14 protein-coding genes are annotated in these 17171 nt (G+C 64.0%); 6 read left to right on the plus strand and 8 right to left on the minus strand.

The window, feature by feature from the left end; genetic code table 11:
• Positions 1 to 120: 120 nt before the first annotated feature.
• Complete coding sequence (locus tag J3A71_RS24865) at positions 121 to 1611, plus strand: sensor domain-containing diguanylate cyclase (RefSeq protein WP_016484924.1); 1491 nt, start codon at positions 121 to 123, stop codon at positions 1609 to 1611.
• Here J3A71_RS24865 and J3A71_RS24870 read toward each other — a convergent pair.
• Complete coding sequence (locus J3A71_RS24870; RefSeq protein ID WP_016484923.1) at positions 1608 to 2084, minus strand: PA2169 family four-helix-bundle protein; 477 nt, start codon at positions 2082 to 2084, stop codon at positions 1608 to 1610. The genes J3A71_RS24865 and J3A71_RS24870 overlap by 4 nt on opposite strands.
• A gap of 201 nt (positions 2085 to 2285) precedes the next feature.
• Here J3A71_RS24870 and J3A71_RS24875 point away from each other — a divergent pair, with 201 nt between their 5' ends.
• Positions 2286 to 2507 carry a DUF3820 family protein gene (locus tag J3A71_RS24875; protein ID WP_016484922.1) on the plus strand — a complete coding sequence of 74 codons (222 nt, stop codon included), beginning with the start codon at positions 2286 to 2288 and terminating at the stop codon, positions 2505 to 2507.
• A 119-nt stretch (positions 2508 to 2626) separates the two neighbouring features.
• Here the strand turns inward: J3A71_RS24875 and J3A71_RS24880 are convergent, their stop codons facing one another.
• The 3 genes from J3A71_RS24880 to ptsP are packed head-to-tail and all read right to left on the minus strand — an operon-like array spanning position 2627 to position 8166.
• Entirely contained in the window at positions 2627 to 4369 is a 1743-nt protein-coding gene (locus tag J3A71_RS24880; protein WP_102667827.1) for a PTS fructose-like transporter subunit IIB, read from the minus strand.
• The gene (pfkB, locus tag J3A71_RS24885) at positions 4366 to 5313 is read right to left on the minus strand and encodes a 1-phosphofructokinase (protein ID WP_102667828.1); all 948 of its coding nucleotides are present in this window, start codon (positions 5311 to 5313) and stop codon (positions 4366 to 4368) included. The genes J3A71_RS24880 and pfkB overlap by 4 nt, the downstream gene beginning before the upstream one ends.
• The gene (gene ptsP, locus J3A71_RS24890; protein WP_102667829.1) at positions 5314 to 8166 is read right to left on the minus strand and encodes a phosphoenolpyruvate--protein phosphotransferase; all 2853 of its coding nucleotides are present in this window, start codon (positions 8164 to 8166) and stop codon (positions 5314 to 5316) included.
• 283 nt (positions 8167 to 8449) lie between these two features.
• Between ptsP and cra the strand changes: the two genes are divergently transcribed.
• Both cra and J3A71_RS24900 read left to right on the plus strand, forming a co-directional pair.
• Entirely contained in the window at positions 8450 to 9445 is a 996-nt protein-coding gene (gene cra, locus J3A71_RS24895; protein WP_024717667.1) for a catabolite repressor/activator, read from the plus strand.
• 2 nt (positions 9446 to 9447) lie between these two features.
• Positions 9448 to 10236 carry a TatD family hydrolase gene (locus tag J3A71_RS24900; RefSeq protein ID WP_060517671.1) on the plus strand — a complete coding sequence of 263 codons (789 nt, stop codon included), beginning with the start codon at positions 9448 to 9450 and terminating at the stop codon, positions 10234 to 10236.
• Between the two features lie 79 nt (positions 10237 to 10315).
• Here J3A71_RS24900 and ampE read toward each other — a convergent pair whose 3' ends face one another.
• The 3 genes from ampE to J3A71_RS24915 form a co-directional block, all read right to left on the minus strand.
• Entirely contained in the window at positions 10316 to 11146 is an 831-nt protein-coding gene (gene ampE, locus J3A71_RS24905; RefSeq protein WP_024717666.1) for a regulatory signaling modulator protein AmpE, read from the minus strand.
• A complete protein-coding gene (gene ampD / locus J3A71_RS24910; RefSeq protein WP_102667830.1) occupies positions 11143 to 11715 on the minus strand; it encodes a 1,6-anhydro-N-acetylmuramyl-L-alanine amidase AmpD in 573 nt (190 codons plus the stop codon). The genes ampE and ampD overlap by 4 nt, the downstream gene beginning before the upstream one ends.
• Positions 11716 to 11803: 88 nt before the next feature.
• Positions 11804 to 13960: a DUF1631 domain-containing protein gene (locus J3A71_RS24915; protein WP_102667831.1), complete on the minus strand. Its 2157-nt coding sequence runs from the start codon at positions 13958 to 13960 to the stop codon at positions 11804 to 11806.
• A gap of 240 nt (positions 13961 to 14200) precedes the next feature.
• On the opposite strand from J3A71_RS24915, the gene nadC reads away from it, so the two are divergent.
• Positions 14201 to 15049, plus strand: coding sequence for a carboxylating nicotinate-nucleotide diphosphorylase (nadC, locus tag J3A71_RS24920; protein WP_016484912.1), 849 nt, complete (start codon positions 14201 to 14203; stop codon positions 15047 to 15049).
• A 59-nt stretch (positions 15050 to 15108) separates the two neighbouring features.
• On the opposite strand, the gene trxB is transcribed toward nadC, so the two are convergent.
• The gene (trxB, locus tag J3A71_RS24925) at positions 15109 to 16071 is read right to left on the minus strand and encodes a thioredoxin-disulfide reductase (protein WP_016484911.1); all 963 of its coding nucleotides are present in this window, start codon (positions 16069 to 16071) and stop codon (positions 15109 to 15111) included.
• Positions 16072 to 16402: 331 nt separating this feature from the next.
• Between trxB and cysZ the strand changes: the two genes are divergently transcribed.
• Positions 16403 to 17167, plus strand: a complete 765-nt coding sequence (cysZ, locus tag J3A71_RS24930; RefSeq protein WP_209953442.1) for a sulfate transporter CysZ — start codon at positions 16403 to 16405, stop codon at positions 17165 to 17167.
• Positions 17168 to 17171 lie beyond the last annotated feature (4 nt).

Below are 17171 nucleotides of genomic sequence, written 5' to 3' on the forward strand. Positions count from 1 at the left end.
TGCCGGCAAAGGGCTGCGCAGCAGCCCCAGACGTGATTCCGTCGGACAAATCTTGTCCGACAATCACTGCTTCCCTAGAATATCGCCGCCGCGAATGGCCCTGCCCACGCAGTAGCGAGCATGCCCACCCGATTACCGCGTTTCGCATTTCTCAGGTCGCACCCCGAGCTGGCCCTCAACCTGGGCAGTTGCCTTGCCGTGCTCGCCATCGTGGCCATCGTCAGCTTCCTGCTGGCGCGTGAACGTGACAGCGTCGAGCTGTCAGCCATTCGCTCGTCAAGCAACATTGTCCAGCTGATCGAAAGCGACATCCTGCGCAACGCCGAACTCTACGACCAGTCACTGCAGGGCCTGATCTGGGCCGTCGGGCGCAAAGAGCTGCCGGAAATACCCGGCCCGCTGCGCCAACGCCTGCTGTTCAATGAAGCCTTCGTCGACCGCAAACGCGGCGACGTGCTGTGGCTGGACAAGCAAGGCAATGTGGTAGGCGACTCCACCAGCAGTGTGCCGCGCAAGGCCAACTTTGGCGAAACCGGGGTGTTCAAGGCACACCAGGCCAACGCCAATCTGGGCTTGCTGGTAGGCCCGCCATTCAAGGCCAAGCTCGGCGACCTGGACTGGTGTATCAGCTTCAGCCGGCGTATCTCCGGCCCTGATGGCGAGTTTGCCGGACTGGCAGCAGGCGCATTGCGCCTGTCGTATTTCAGTGAGCTGTTCCAGCGCCTGGACATCGGCGCCGACAGCAGCATCAACCTGTTCAATACCGATGGGCAGCTCCTCGCCCGTCAGCCCTCACGCCCGCAAGACCCGCTGATCGGTTCAAACTATGCCGAGCGGCCCAACTTCAAGCGCATTCTCAGCGAACAGAGCGGTAATTTCACTGCCCGCTCTGGCAGCAACGGCAATCCGCAGATCTACACCTTCGCCCGGGTCGCGCAGCTGCCACTGATCGTGCTGGTGGTGCACTCGGCCGACGAGGTGTTCCAGTCCTGGCGCCGCACTGCGGTTCTGGTCAGCGTCGCAACCGGCGTGCTGTGCGTGGGCATCCTCTGGCTTACCCTGCTCCTGGGCCGCGAACTGCGCCGCCGCCAAGAGGCCGAACAAGGTCTGGCAACGTTGGCCGCCACTGATAGCCTGACCGGCCTGGCCAACCGTCGCCGTCTGGACCAGGTGCTGCGCCAGGAGTGGGCGCGTGCGCAACGCAATGGCAAGCCGCTGGCGGTACTGATGGTGGATGTGGACCATTTCAAGGCGTTCAACCAGCGCCATGGGCATGCCGGTGGCGACCACGCGTTGCGGGAGGTAGCCAAGACCATCGAGGCGAGCATCCGCCGGCCGGCAGATCTGGCTGCTCGTTATGGTGGGGAGGAGTTTCAGGTGGTGCTGCCGGAAACCGATCTGGCCGGCGCGCGGCTGCTGGCCGAGCGCATTCGTACAAGTGTAGAAGCGCTGGCACCTTTTGCCGATGACGCACACGCGGTAACAGTGAGCATCGGCATCGGCCTGTCCGGCACCCAGCACGAACTGAGCAGTGTGCTGGGCGCTGCAGACGAAGCCCTCTACCGGGCCAAGGCCAAGGGCCGCAACCGGGTAGAGGGGCCCGACGCTTAAGAGCGGGCGCGGGCGGCGTTGCGCAGGGCTTTGACCTGGTCATGGTTGCGCTGCACGCCTTGCAGCTGTTTTTCCACCAGGCCATAGGTCATGTCACTGGCGCTGCGGCCCAGCTTTACCAGCTTCTCGCGGGCTTCCTTGTAGGCTTTGAGGGCGTGGTCTTCACCGCGTTCGACCTCGTTCAGCACCGCTTCTTCGTCCTTGCCGGTGACCAGCGACTTCAGGTTTACCCAGCCGCGATGCAAGTCACCGCTGATGCTGGTGGATGTTTCCGGGTCGCCGCCCAGCCGGCGCACTTCGCTTTGCAGTTCGCCGGCAGCGTTGGCGCATTCACCGGCACGCTGAACGAAGAACGCTTTGAGCTCGGGATTCTTCACATCATCGGCCGAGGCTTTGAATCCTTTCTCGCCATCCTTGCTGTATTCGATCAGGTCGTTGAGTACGTCAATCACGTCTTTGTTGGGGTTGCTCATGGTCGAACTCCTTGGCAGGTGATAGTCATCTACAGAGTTGCAGCGTTCGTGCCATGCTTTCGAGTAAAATAAATCCTTTGTTTTTCAATTACTTATCTAATATTCAAGAATGGCTGATACCGGCGTTCTGCATGATCGCCGCTTGGGGCTTCGTGCAGATTGCAGTATGGTCGGCACTTTTCCACTCAAGGCGCGCCGAAGATGAAGCCGGAAATGCTCGAATTGCTGGTGACCCGCAGCATGCCGTTCGGCAAGTACCAAGGGCGCATCATTGCCGACCTGCCGGGGGACTACCTGGCGTGGTTTGCGCGCAAGGGTTTCCCCACGGGTGAGCTGGGCGGGTTGCTGGCGTTGATGCATGAAATCGACCACAACGGGCTGGGGGATCTGCTGGTACCGTTGCGCAACAAGCATGGGCGTTGACCTGCTCCGGCCTCTTCGCGGGCATGCCCGCTCCCACAGGTCTGCATGATCTCGAAATGTGCAGGAACCTGTGGGAGCGGGCGTGCCCGCGAAGAGGCCAGTAAAGGCTACAGAAGTCGCTAGCCTTTGACGGGCGGCGCCACGGCCAACTCTACCCGCTCGCTCTTCTTGATCACTGCATACACCACCGCCGTCACCAGGCTACCCGCGACGATAGCCAACAAATACAGCAAGGCATGGTTGATGGCATTGGGGATCAGCAGCACGAACAAGCCGCCATGCGGCGCCATCAGCTTGCAACCGAAGTACATCGACAATGCCCCGGTCAGCGCACCGCCGGCCACGCTGGCGGGGATCACCCGCAGCGGGTCTTTGGCAGCAAACGGAATAGCCCCTTCGGAAATGAAACAAAGCCCCAGGGCCAATGCGGCCTTGCCCGCCTCGCGCTCACTCTGGGCGAACTTGCGCCGGGCCAGGAAGGTGGCGATACCCAGGCCGATCGGCGGCACCATGCCAGCGGCCATGGTCGCCGCCATCGGCGCGTAGCTCGACGATGCCAGCAGCCCCACCGAGAAGGCGTAGGCGGCCTTGTTGATCGGCCCGCCCAGGTCGACACACATCATGCCGCCCAGCAACAGCCCCAGCAGAATGGCATTGGTGGTGCCCATGCTGTCGAGGAAGTGCGTGAGGCCTTCGAGCATGGCTGCCACCGGCTGGCCGACCACGTAGATCATCACCAGGCCGGTGACCAGGCTGGCCAGCAGCGGAATGATCAAGATCGGCTTGAGCGCTTCCAGGCTGCTGGGCAAGCGTGCCCAGCGGGCAATGGCCTTGGCGCTGTAACCGGCAATGAAGCCGGCGACAATGCCACCGATGAAGCCGGCCCCCAAGGTACTGGCCAGCAGGCCACCGATCATGCCCGGCGCAAGCCCCGGGCGGTCGGCGATGGACCAGGCGATATAGCCGGCCAGCAGCGGCACCATAAGCTTGAACGCCGCCTCACCGCCTATCTGCATCAACGCAGCCGGCAAGGTGCCCGGCTGTTTGTAGGCCTCAATACCGAACACGAACGACAGCGCAATCAGCAGGCCGCCAGCCACCACCATGGGCAGCATGAACGACACGCCGGTGAGCAGGTGCTTGTACACACCGGTCTTTTCACCCTTCGCCGTGGTAGCAACCGCTGCGGCATCGGCGCTGTTTTCCACCTTGGCTTCGGCCAGGGCCTTGTCCAGGGTGGCACGTGCCTGCTTGAGTGCAATGCCGGTGCCGCATCGGTAGATGCGCTTGCCGGCAAACCGCGCGGTCGGCACTTCAATGTCAGCAGCTAGCAGCACCACATCCGCTTCAGCAATGGCCTGGGCAGACAACGGGTTACGCGCACCGACCGAGCCTTGGGTCTCGACCGTGAGCTGATAACCCATTAGTTGCGCGGCTTGCTGCAAGGCCTCCGCCGCCATGAACGTGTGCGCGACGCCCGTCGGGCAGGCGGTGACCGCGACAATGCGTGCGCCCGTGCTGCCAACCTCGGGCGGCGCACCTGCTGCGGCCAACAGCGGTTGGGCGTTGGCTGCCGCTTCATCGAGGAAGCCCTCGCGGTCGGCCAGTGCCTGGGCGGGCGTGCTCTGGTAAACCCGCTTGCTGACGAAGCGGGCCAGGTCCACCGGGCCGGTGCTGACCACCAGCACCCAGTCGGCCTCGGCGATCTGCGCGGCACTCAGTTGCCGTTCGGGGTGCCCGGCATCCTGCACTTCTACACGGGTGCTCCAGCCGCGCCGCTGGGCAGCGGCAGACAGCAAGCGCGCGCTCAGCACGCTCGACACCTGGCCGTTGGGGCAGGCGGTGACAATGGCAATGTTCATCGGCAACCCTCTTGTTGTTCTGTCAGTTGCACGGCAGCTTCCAGACACGTCAGTTGCTCACGGTCATGGATGCCGAAGCCAACCTGGGTGACGGCCTGGGCGGCAATCGCGGTGGCGCGGATCAAGGTCTGCGCAGGCGCCTCGCCCTGCAGCAGGCCATGGACCATGCCAGCCACCAACGAATCCCCCGCCCCCACTGTACTGGCAACCCGCACGGTGGGCGGGCAGGCATGCAGGGCCAGGTCGCGGGCGAACCAGCTGACGCCCTGCTCGCCGGCAGACACCACCACGTGTTCCACGCCGCTGGCCAGCAACTGCTCGGCGGCGACGCGTTGCTGCGCCGGGTTATCCACGGCCTGGCCAAGCACTTCGCCAAGTTCTTCGGTATTGGGTTTGACCAGCCAGGGCGCGCTTTGCAGGCCGGCGCGCAGGGCTTCGCCGCTGCTGTCCAGCGCCACCTTGAGGCCAAGGGCCTTCAACTGGTCAAGCAACTGGCGGAACCAGTCGGCGCTGATCCCTCGCGGCAGGCTGCCCGCCACCACCACGGCATCGTGCCCCGGGGCGACCTGCTCCAGGCGCTGCATCAAGGCAATGCATGCCGCTTCGTCGACCTCGGGGCCTTGGCCGTTGATGTCAGTCACGCGGCCATCGGCTTCTACCAGCTTGATGTTGCTGCGGGTTTCGCCGGGTACGCGAACAAAGCAGTCGGTAAAGCCACGCCATTCAATCAACGACTCAAACGGCTGCAGGTTATCGCGCCCGAGGAAACCGCCAACGGTCACGCGGTGCCCCAGGTCGGCCAGTACCTGGGCAACGTTCAGCCCTTTGCCCGCCGCGTGGCTCTGTTGTGCATGGCTGCGGTTGACCTGCCCCGAGCGCAGGGTATCAAGGCCGATGGTGATATCCAGCGCCGGGTTCAGGGTGAGGGTAAGGATCTTGGCCATTCAGTAACGCTCCACCAGCGCGCGAACCGCTGCGGCGCTGTCTTGTTGCAGGGCCTCTCGCGCCAGGGCGCGGGCCGTCTGATGATCGGCCTGGCGAACCAGGGCCTTGACTTCGGCAATGCTGCGCGCAGACACGCTGAGTTCGTCCACGTCCAGCCCGAGCAGCACAGGCACCGCCTGCGGATCTGCCGCCAGCTCACCGCATACGCCCACCCACTTGCCGTGGGCATGGGCGGCGCGCACGGTCATGTCGATCAGGCTCAATACTGCCGGGTGCAGGCCGTCGGCCTGGGCCGAAAGGCTGGGGTGGCCACGGTCGATGGCCAGGGTGTATTGGGTCAGGTCGTTGGTGCCGATACTGAAGAAGTCCACTTCGCGCGCCAGTTGCCCAGCCAACAGGGCCGCCGAAGGCACCTCGACCATGATGCCCAGCTGCAGGTCGGCCACGGGAATTTCTGCCCGCAGGCGCTCGACCATGGCCCGCGCCTCGCGCCACTCATGCACCTGGCCCACCATGGGGAACATGATGCGCAGCGGGCGCTGGTCGGCAGCCCTGAGCAAGGCGCGCAGCTGGTCCTCCATCACTTGCGGCCGTTGCAAGGTCAGGCGTACGCCACGCACGCCGAGGAACGGGTTTTCCTCGGCGGTAATCGGCCAGTACGGCAGCGGCTTGTCGCCGCCGACATCGAGGGTGCGCACCACCAGCGGTCGCCCGTCCAGGCCATCGAGCACGCGACGGTACTCAGCCTCCTGGGTGGCAACGTCCGGGGCCTGGGGGTGGGCCATGAAAATCAGTTCGGTGCGCAGCAAGCCGACACCTTCGGCGCCCTGCTCCACCACCTTGGCGATACCGCTGCTCTCACCGATGTTGGCGAACACCTCCACGGCGTGGCCATCGCGGGTGACGGCCGGTTCAAAACGGTTGGCCCAGGCGGCCTGCAAACGCTGTTCGCGCGCATCTCGCTCGGCCAGGGCGCGCTGCAATTCATCCTCCGGCGGTGCCACGCTGACCACGCCGCGCTGGCCATCAAGCAGTAACGGTGTGCCTGCTTCCAGCAGCAAGATCGCCGCCCCCGCACCCACCACAGCCGGGATGCCCAAGGCACGGGCGACAATGGCGCTGTGTGCAGTGGCGCCACCCTGAGCAGTGACGATACCGGCGACCCGGCCTGGGTCCAGCCGGGCAACATCGGACGGGCCGACTTCGGTCATCACCAGTACGTAGGGTTGTTCGGGCTCAGCCTGGGCCTGGACACCGCACAACTGCGCCAGCACGCGGCGGCCAACATCGCGCAAGTCAGCGGCGCGCTCGGCCAGCAGGGCATCGTGCAACGCCTCTTGCTGGCGCGCCGCGGCCTCGATCACAGCCATCCACGCTGCCGCAGCGCTCTCCCCCTGGGCAAGGCGCTGCTCGACATCATCGGTCAAGGCCGGGTCGGCGAGCATTTCCTGATGCGTGACGAATATCTCGCCAATGGCCTTGTCGCTGCGCTGTACCAGCGCCTGAAGCTCGCTGGCCACCGTTGCCAAAGCCTGGTGCAACTTTTGCCGTTCCTGGGCGCAGGATTCGCCGCGCAGTGGGTAGTCGAACTCGCGCTCGACACACACATGGGCAGGTCCACTGGCAATGCCGGGCGCAGCGCCCACGCCCTGAACACGGCTACCGGCGGCGGGGGCTTGCAGCACCTGGGCCGCAACACTGGCAATGGGCTCCATGCTCTGCGGCAGCGGCTCTACCTCTTCACCCAGGCCCTGTTCAATGGCAGCCAACAGCACCGGCAAGGCGTCGGCGGCAATACCCGGCTCGGCCACCAGTTCCAGGAGCTGGCCACGACGGGCGCCAAGGCTGAGCAGCTTGCTCAGGCTCTTCACCGACACCGCCGGCTGCGCGCTGTCGACCAGGCGTACACGGATTTCCCCGTCGAAGCCTTTGGCCAGTTGCGCCAGCACCTTGGCCGGGCGGGCATGCAAGCCATGTGGGTTGGCCAGCACGATGCGCGCGCTGGGCCAATCCGCCGGCGCCTCGCCCCCCAGCACTGCCAGCACAGCTCGGCTGCTGGTGGCCTGATAGAGCATCTGCCCGCGGCCTTCGATCAGCACTTCGCACAGGCGCTCAAGCAGGGCCTGGTGAGCGGCGCCAAGGCTGGCCAGGCAGAACAGGCCATTGAGCGGCTGGTCGCGATAACGCAGGGGCTGCTGTGGAGTAACGAAGGCCAGGCCCGGCTGGCGCACCTGGCGCTCGCTGTGCAGCCACCACAGGCCCTCGCCCAGCGGCAGCGGCTCGGCCTGCTGCAGCACCGCGGCAAAACCACTGTCGACGCAGTCGGCACGCTGCAACAGGCGGGCGCCGCGCCAGGCCAGTTCGTCAAAGTCTTCAGCCGGCAGGTTCAGGCCGACCAGTTGTGCATCCAGTGCGAGCTCCTGTGGCGCGCCTTGCAGCAGCTTGAGCAGCGCTTCGGCGGAACTGGCCCGGCGCAGCGCTTCGGCCAGGTCGGTTTCGCCCAAGGCGCGGGTCAGCAGCTGCAGCAAGCGCAGGTGTTCGTCGGAACGGGCGGCGATACCGATGGCCAGGTAGACCATTTGCCCATCGCCCCAGTCTACGCCCTCGGGAAACTGCAGCAGGCGCACGCCGGTGGCATAAACCAGGTCACGGGTTTGCGGCGTGCCATGGGGAATGGCGATGCCCTGGCCAAGGAAGGTGGAGCCTTGCCCCTCGCGGTCCTGCAGCCCTTGCAAGTACCCCTGTGCGACCAGGCCATCAGCGACCAGCCGGTCCGCCAGCAGGCGCAACGCCTCGGCCTTGTCGGCGGCCGTCTGGCCCATGGCTATCTGCTCCTTGGCGAGTTCGAGCATGACCTTCTCCTTTTGCAGTTCCCGGTCGGGTACTGGAGTATTGTTGTGAAATTCACATGAAGGGCCAGTTCAACAGCCTGCACAGATGGCAGCCGAGGCAGAAAATTCGGCAGCTGAAACGTTTAACCTGACCAGGCGGCCACGTTACTCGATAATCTGCCCGGTAAAAAGCCCCATCCTGTCGGACAATTGCGACAATGGTCGTCTGCGCATGGCGCCAGTACCGGGTCAGAATACCCGGTCCGGCCTCACAGCCAGCCCCGGAAATAACAAGGAAAATTCGGTGAAACTCAGCGATATCGCCCGCCTGGCCGGTGTGTCCGTGACCACTGCCAGCTACGTCATCAACGGCAAGGCTGAACAGCAACGCATCAGTAACAGCACTGTAGAACGGGTACGCGCGGTGGTTGAAGCCCACGGCTTTACCCCCAACCCGCAGGCTGCGGGCCTGCGCAGCCGGCACACGCGCACCCTGGGCTTCATTCTCCCGGATCTAGAGAACCCCAGCTACGCCCGCATCGCCAAGCAGCTGGAACAAGGTGCCCGCGCCCGTGGCTATCAGCTGCTTATCGCCAGCAGCGATGACCAGCCCGACAGCGAGCGCCAGTTGCAGCAACTGTTCCGCGCGCGCCGTTGTGATGCCCTGTTCGTCGCCAGCTGCCTGCCGCCGGAAGACGACAGCTACCGCGAAATGCAGGACAAAGGCCTGCCGGTGATAGCCATCGACCGCCGCCTGGACCCTGCGCACTTCTGCTCGGTTATCAGCGATGACCGCGATGCCAGCCGCCAACTGGCCGCCAGCCTGCTCAGTGCAGCCCCGCGCAGCATTGCCCTGATTGGCGCACGCCCCGAGCTGTCGGTCAGCCAGGCACGTGCCGGCGGGTTTGACGAAGCCCTGCAAGGCTATGCCGGTGATGTGCGTCGCTACCAGGGCGAGGCATTCAGCCGTGAGTGCGGCCAGCGCCTGATGCAACAGCTTATCAATGACCTGGGCGGCCTGCCGGATGCCCTGGTGACCACCTCGTACGTGCTGCTGCAAGGGGTGTTCGACACATTGCAGGCGCGCCCTGCCGACTCGCGCCAGCTGCAGTTGGGCACCTTTGGCGACAACCAGTTGCTCGACTTCCTGCCGCTACCGGTCAATGCCATGGCGCAGCAGCATGGCCTGATTGCCGCCACTGCGCTGGAACTGGCGCTGGCCGCAATCGAGGAAAAACGCTACGAACCTGGCGTGCATGCTGTCGGCCGCACCTTCAAGCAGCGCATCACGGCAGCCTGAGCATGCGCCTGATCGACACCCACACCCACCTGGACTTCCCCGAGTTCGACGCCGATCGCCCGCGCCTGTTGGCCAACGCGGCGGCGCGCGGGGTGGAACGGATGGTGGTGCTGGGGGTTTACCAGGCAAATTTCCAACGGGTGTGGGACCTGGCCTGCGCCGATCAGCGCCTGTTCGCGGCACTGGGCCTGCACCCGGTGTACCTCGACCAGCATCGCCCGGAGCATTTGACGCAATTGCGCGAATGGCTGGAACGCCTGCACGGCGACCCACGGCTCTGCGCCGTGGGTGAGTTTGGCCTGGACTACTACCTCGAAGACCTGGACAAAACGCGCCAACAGGACCTGTTCGAAGCGCAACTGCACATGGCCTGCGACTTCGAGCTGCCCGCGCTGTTGCACGTACGCCGCAGCCATGCCCAGGTGATCGCCACGCTCAAGCGCTACAGGCCGGCGCGGGCGGGAGTGATTCATGCGTTTGCCGGCAGTTACGAAGAGGCGCGTGAATATATCAAGCTGGGCTTTCGGCTTGGGCTTGGCGGTGCCGGCACCTGGCCACAGGCGCTGCGGCTGCGCAAGACGCTGGCGCGGCTGCCACTGGAGAGTGTAGTGCTGGAGACCGATGCGCCGGATATGGCGCCGGTGATGTATGCGGGGCAACGGAACAGCCCGGAGCATCTGCCGGACATTGCCGGGGCGCTGGCCCAGGTGATGGGAGTGGATGTAGAGGCGCTGGCGCAGGCCAGTAGCCGCAATGCTTGCGAATTGTTTGGCTGGTGCTGGCCTTTGTAGTTGCTGCGCCTGGCAGATCGAGCGCCGCCCGGGCGGCGCTCGATCTGCCAGGCGACGCCAATAGCAAGGCGACCCTAGGTCAGACCAGCACGGTCCACAGCGCAAACCCGGCATACCACAGCACTGCACAGCGCAGCAGCAGCTCCCAAAGGCTGTCCAGCCGCCCCAGGCCACGCTGACTGTCTTCTTCCTCGGGAATGTCATCGGCAATACGCCCCACCCGCGCCACCAGGTGTGCAGCGCTGATGTGCCAGTTGAGCACCTCGTGCAGCATCACCCGGGTCACTGCGAGGAAGTTGCCCACCAGCGCAAAGCTCATTGCCATCAAGCGCACCGGTAGCCAGTCCATGATGTGCCGCAGCTGTTCGGCACGCGCCTTCAGCGCAGGCTGCTGGCTGTGCTCGCCGCACAGCGCCACCAGTCGATAAGCCAGCGCCGCACCAGGGCCTAGCACGAAATACCAGAAGATCACCGCAAAAAACCCTTGGTACACCTGCCACAGCAAGTTGCCCTGCACACGCACCAACAGGCTGTGCGGCTCATCCGCCACCACGCCCAGGTCGCGCTCTGCAACATGCAGCGTCGCTTGGTCGTCACCCCGCCGCCAGGCATCACGGAACGGGCCCAGTGACGCCTTGGCATCGCCACGGCCCAGGCTGTAGACCAGCACCAGCAAATGCACCGGCAAGGCCAAAAGCCCATAGGCCACCGGTTCCAGCACATGCAGCAGCAACACCAGCAGCGCTACCGGTGCCAGCACCACGACGGCCAGCGTCCACCAGGGGTGTACCTTGCCGCTGCGCTCCAGGCGAAGCAGCTCGCCAAGGAAGAACCCGTCACGCTGCACTTGATGCCGCAGGGCCGAAAATTTCTCGACCCACAGCGCCAGCAACAACACCAGAAAACTCATGCCTTGTCCTCGTTGTGCAACAACGCTTCGCGGTAGCGCGGCCAATCGAAAGACGGGCCGGGGTCGGTCTTGCGTTGTGGGGCAATGTCGCTGTGGCCCTGAATACGGCCCAGGTCGATGGCCGGCCAGGCGCTACGAATGTGCCGGGTAAGCTGCTCCAGCACGGCGTACTGAGCATCGGTATAGGGCAGGTCGTCGGTGCCTTCCAGCTCTATGCCGATGGAAAAATCGTTACAGCCTTCACGCCCGTCGAAGCACGACACACCCGCGTGCCAGGCACGCTCGAGCAACGAAACGAACTGGGTCACCGCGCCGTCACGCTCGACGAACAGGTGCGCCGAAACGGTGAGGTGGCTGATGCTGGCGAAATAAGGGTGTTCGTTGGGGTCCAGGCGGTTCTGGAAGAACTGCTGCACCTTGCCGGTACCAAAACAGGCCGGCGGCAGGCTGATGCTGTGGATCACCAGCAGGGAAACCGATTCGCCTTCGGGGCGGGCATTGAAGTTCGGCGAGGGGCAGTGGGTGATTCCGATTCCGTGGAACCAGCCAGTGGCACGGTCCAATTGCATGGGGCAAATCCTGAAAGCGCCTTGAACAGACCCACAGTATGCCCTGCCGCCAACACCGTTTGCATGTGAATGATTGTAATGTTGCCGCCTACCTCACCGGTGGCTGCCGCAGCCCATCGAGCACCGCTTCCAGCGCCCGCTCGAACAACAACCCGTCATCCAGCAGCCGCACGTCCCCTCGCTGTAGCGCCTGGGCCAGGCCGGCACCGTTCCACTCTCTCACCTTCATGCCGGTGCGGTTGGCAAACACCAGCCTGTCGCTGCTGCCGATACGCGCCACCAGTTTGCAGCGCAACGGTTCGTCGTCATCAAGTACTTCGACCCAGTTACCGATGCGCAAGCGCTGCACCTGCCGCAACGCGGCTGCCTGGCCTTCGGCAACGTGCAGCGGCGCGCAGGACGGTTCTTCGGCAATCGCCAGCACAATATCTTCGTCCACCCGCACTTCGGCCAAGGGTTGCTCATGGCCAACCGGTAACTCAGCGCCTGTGCAGGCACGCAAGTGCAATTGCTCCAGTTGCAGGAAGAACTCGCGGGTTGCCGCCGAGTTCAGGGCCACACTGGCCAACCCATCGCGCAGCGCCTTGAGCAGCCCAGGTACCTGCTGCAACAGCGCTTGCGGTTCATGCCCAGGGGTGATGCTGGCCAATAGCGTGTCCAGCGTGTGCAGGGCATCCCGCCAAGCCTGGGAGGCCTCACCTTGCTTGAGCCAGGCCAGCAGCAGCACCTGGCTCCAGGCCTGTACCAGCATTTGCACCACCACCAAAGGCAGTACCCGGCCCCGCAGGCGCTGGTTGAGCACCCGCTGCACCTGCTGCCGGGCCTGCAGGGCACGGGCGCGTCCTTCTTCGGCGTCGCGAGTGCGCTGCTCAAGCAACTCGTTGCGCCGCCGCTCCTCCTGGTTGAACGCAAGAAACTCGTCGAGCAGGTCGGTGAAAATGCCGACATCTTCGGCAAAATCATTGATCAAGCGCTGGACCACGCGCTCTACCCGTAAGTGCAGGCTGTCGCGCAGACCTTCGCCGCTGCACTCCCAGCCAATAGCTGCGCCAGCGATTTCGTTAAGCAGCCGGCGTGCAGGGTGGCTGGCCCGACTGAACAGCCCCTTGTCCAGCAGTGCCACCTTTAACAATGGGATATGCAACCGCGCGATCAACGCACGCAGGCTGGCCGGCAGGTTGTCATCGCCCTGAATACAGGCGAACAGCAGGCCAACCAGGTTGATCGTGTCTTCGTCGGCCACGGCTATGCGCCGCCGGGTGCCGCTGCGCACGCTGACCCTCAGCAGCAATTGTTCAAGCTGTTGGCCGAGTTCAAAATCCTCAGCCTCGCCGGCAGCGGGTACGTAGTGCTGCAAATGCGAAAGCAGGCGGACCAGGTCTGCGGTGCTGATGGACTGGGCGGCAGCCACCGCCTGCAATCGGGGTGCGAACTGCCCACGCGCCGGGGCCAGCAAGGTTTGCAAAGAGGCAAAGAACGCCTGCCCTGCCGCATCTGCGCTCGCTCCCTGGCCTTGGCTTGCCACCCGCTGGCTTGCCATCATGCGCTGATCCTCGGCGCGACGGCGCGGGGCCGGTTGCAACTCGGGCAGCACACCGGCGACGGCCAGCAATTGATTGGCTTCGGCATAGATGACGTCCAGATCGCGCAAGACATAACGCTCGAACAGCTTGAGCAGGACCAGTTTGACCCTCAGGCCAACCCCCAGGTTCCGGCCAGCCTCGAGGAAGTAGCCGCACAGCGCGGCAGGGCCCAGTGGGCTGCATTGCTCATGCACGGGGCGATCGAGCAGGGCCTGCAACCGCAGGCCCAGTTGCTGCAGGGCAATGCCATCACGCGACAGCACCCGCGCAACCATGCATTCGATGGCCGCAGCCCGCTCGAGTTGCATCTTGTTGCGCAGGTTGCCCGGTTCGGCGAGAGGCGCCAGCAGGTCGACATGGCCGATGCGGGAATAGGTGTCATAAAACGTATCAAGGAAGCCGCGTTCGATACTTTTTCGCTTCAGACGCAGATCGCGCATGGCCTCGAAATACAGGTTCTGGTCACAACGGTCCACGGCCTTGTCGGCCATTCCGAACAAGGTGTCATCGGCATTGTCGAACAGCGCCTGCAAGCCCTGACGCAGTTGCAACGCAGCCTTGTCGCGCACTTGCAGGAGCAATACCGGAAGGCAAGGAAGAGGCGTGCGCCCCCCTCGGTCGATGGCTGCCGCCAGGGGCACCACCTTGCCTTCGTTTTGCATCCTGGACTCCTTGCAGGTTGTCATGCCCGAAAGGGCTGAAAATCGTCAAAGCTATGACGCCAAATACTGGTCGCCATTATCGGTAAAAAATCTCACAGCTGCCAGCGCCGATTCATGGGCGGTCAACGCCCTCATTTGCAGTCATCGCCCAGCAAGACCGACCAAGGGTCATCGCCCAGGCAGCTGTACACATCTGGCCCCTGCCCTATAATCGCCGGCATCTTGCTTGTGGAGCCGACCATGCCGAACCTACGCCTTGCCGACCTGACCGCTGAAATCGAAGCCAACGTGCGCCGCGCACTGTTGGAGGACATCGGCAGTGGCGATATCACCGCGCAGCTGATCCCGGCCGAGCGCCTGGCCAAGGCGACCATCATCACCCGCGAGGACTGCGTGATTGCCGGCACTGCCTGGGTCGACGCCGTGTTTCGCCAGCTCGACCCGCGCGTTGCAGTGCACTGGCAGGTGGCCGACGGTGAACGGGCTACTGCCAATCAGCCGCTGTTCCACCTGGAAGGCCCGGCCCGCTCGCTGCTCAGTGGTGAACGCAGTGCGCTGAACTTCCTGCAGTTGCTGTCGGGCGTGGCCACCCGCGCGCGCGCGCTCGCCGACCTGGTGGCAGGCACGCAAGTGCGCCTGCTGGACACCCGCAAAACCCTGCCAGGCCTGCGCCTGGCGCAGAAGTACGCGGTGACCTGCGGCGGTTGCGACAACCACCGCATTGGCCTGTACGACGCCTTCCTGATCAAGGAAAACCACATTGCCGCCAGCGGTGGCGTAGCCCAGGCAGTGGCAGCGGCGCACCGCATTGCGCCGGGCAAGCCGGTGGAAATCGAGGTGGAAAGCCTGGATGAACTGCGCGAGGCGCTGGCCGCTGGCGCGGATATCATCATGCTCGACGAGCTGAACCTGGACGAAATGCGCGAAGCGGTGCGCATTACCGCTGGCAAAGCCAAGCTTGAGGCCAGTGGCGGGGTGAACGAGACGACCTTGCGGGTGATTGCCGAGACTGGGGTGGACTACATCTCGATTGGCGCCATGACCAAGGATGTGAAAGCCGTGGACCTGTCCATGCGGTTGAGCCTGTGAGCTGACCGCAGGCAATAAAAAACCGGCCTTTCGGCCGGTTTTTTTGGGGCGCTATCTGATCAGAACGAGGCGTTGGCCAGCCCGTCCAGGTAACGCTCCACGTCAAGGGCCGCCATGCAGCCAGCGCCGGCCGAGGTAATGGCCTGACGGTAAACGTGGTCAGCCACGTCACCCGCAGCGAACACACCTTCAACGTTGGTGGCGGTGGCGTTGCCTTCACGGCCGCCGTTGACTACCAGGTAGCCGTCCTTGAGGGTCAGCTGGCCTTCGAACAGCGACGTGTTCGGGGTGTGGCCAATGGCAATGAATACGCCGTCGACCTTGATTTCGTCGCTGCTGCCGTCGTTGTTCTTCAGGCGCGCACCGGTCACACCCATGTTGTCACCCAATACTTCGTCCAGGGTGGCGTTGAGCTTGAGCTCGATCTTGCCTTCGGCCACACGGGCGTTGAGTTTGTCGACCAGGATCTTCTCGGCGCGGAAGGTCTCGCGGCGGTGCACCAGGGTTACCTTGCTGGCGATGTTGGCCAGGTACAGCGCCTCTTCCACGGCAGTGTTGCCGCCGCCAACCACGGCGACTGGCTTGTTGCGGTAGAAGAAACCGTCGCAGGTGGCGCAGGCCGAAACGCCCTTGCCCATGAAGGCCTCTTCCGACGGCAGGCCCAGGTAGCGGGCGCTGGCACCAGTAGCGATGATCAGTGCGTCGCAGGTGTACTTGCCGCTGTCACCCTGCAGGGTGAACGGCTTGTTGGCCAAGTCGACGGCGTTGATGTGGTCGAAGACGATTTCGGTTTCGAAGCGCTCGGCGTGTTCCTGCATGCGCTGCATCAGGGCCGGGCCGGTCAGGCCGTGTGGGTCGCCCGGCCAGTTGTCGACTTCGGTAGTGGTAGTCAGCTGGCCGCCGGCCTGCATGCCGGTGATCAGCAGCGGCTTGAGGTTGGCGCGGGCCGCATAGACCGCAGCGCTGTATCCGGCAGGGCCGGAACCGAGAATGATGACGCGCGAATGACGTACTTCAGACATGTCGAACTCCTGTCGAGCCGGCCGCTCGGGCCGGCATCGGTGTACCGGCTGCGCCAGCTGGAAAATTAAAACGGACCCACGCAGCACTTGGGGAAGGCTACAACGCGCAGGCCCTGAAAGCGAAAAGTTGAGCGCACTGTAGCGAGGTCGCAAAGATTAAGGAAATATCCTTAGACAATCCACCTCATAGGCACCGTCTATTCACTGTTTTCATCGATAGCCCAGACCCCGGCGCTTTTGTTACAGCCCGTGTCCGGCTTGCCAGCCACCTTTCGTCGGCGATGCAAACTCGGTAAGGTCAGCGCGTTTTCCTTCTCTGCGGAGTCTCCCGATGCAAGCCCCTGTCCTCTCCGGCCCCCAATACCTGCGCGAAGGCCTGAAACTGGTGCTGAGCCCCAACCTGCGGCTGTTCGTGCTGCTGCCGCTGGCGATCAACCTGCTGCTGTTCGGTGGCATGGTCTACTTCGCCGGCCACCAGTTTGCCCTTTGGCTCGATGCCCTGATGCCGACGCTGCCAGACTGGTTGAGCTTCCTCAGCTACATCCTCTGGCCGCTGTTCGTTGCCTTGCTGGTGCTGATGGTGTTCTTCACCTTCACCCTGGTGGCCAACATCATTGCCGCGCCGTTCAATGGCTTTTTGTCGGAAAAGGTCGAGGTTGTGGTACGGGGCGAAGACACCTTCCCGGCGTTCAGCTGGGGCGAGCTGGTGGCCATGGTGCCACGCACCTTCAGCCGCGAAATGCGCAAGCTGGGCTACTTCCTGCCGCGGGCAGTCGGCCTGTTCATTCTGTCGCTGATCCCGGTGGTCAACGTCGTCGCCGCGCCACTGTGGCTGATGTTCGGGGTATGGATGATGGCCATCCAGTACATCGACTACCCGGCGGACAACAACAAGATGAGCTGGCAGGACATGCTCGCCTGGCTGCGCAGCAAGCGCTGGCAGTCGCTGGGCTTTGGCGGCATCACCTACCTGGCGTTGATGATTCCGGGGGTGAACGTGCTGATGATGCCGGCGGCGGTGGCCGGGGCTACGTTGTTCTGGGTGCGGGAAAAGGGAGACACCCGCGTCAGCAAACCGGCCAATCAGAACGCCTGATAAC

It is taken from the genome of Pseudomonas sp. PvP089, from assembly GCF_017875165.1.
In the GTDB taxonomy this organism is placed as follows: domain Bacteria; phylum Pseudomonadota; class Gammaproteobacteria; order Pseudomonadales; family Pseudomonadaceae; genus Aquipseudomonas; species Aquipseudomonas fortuita.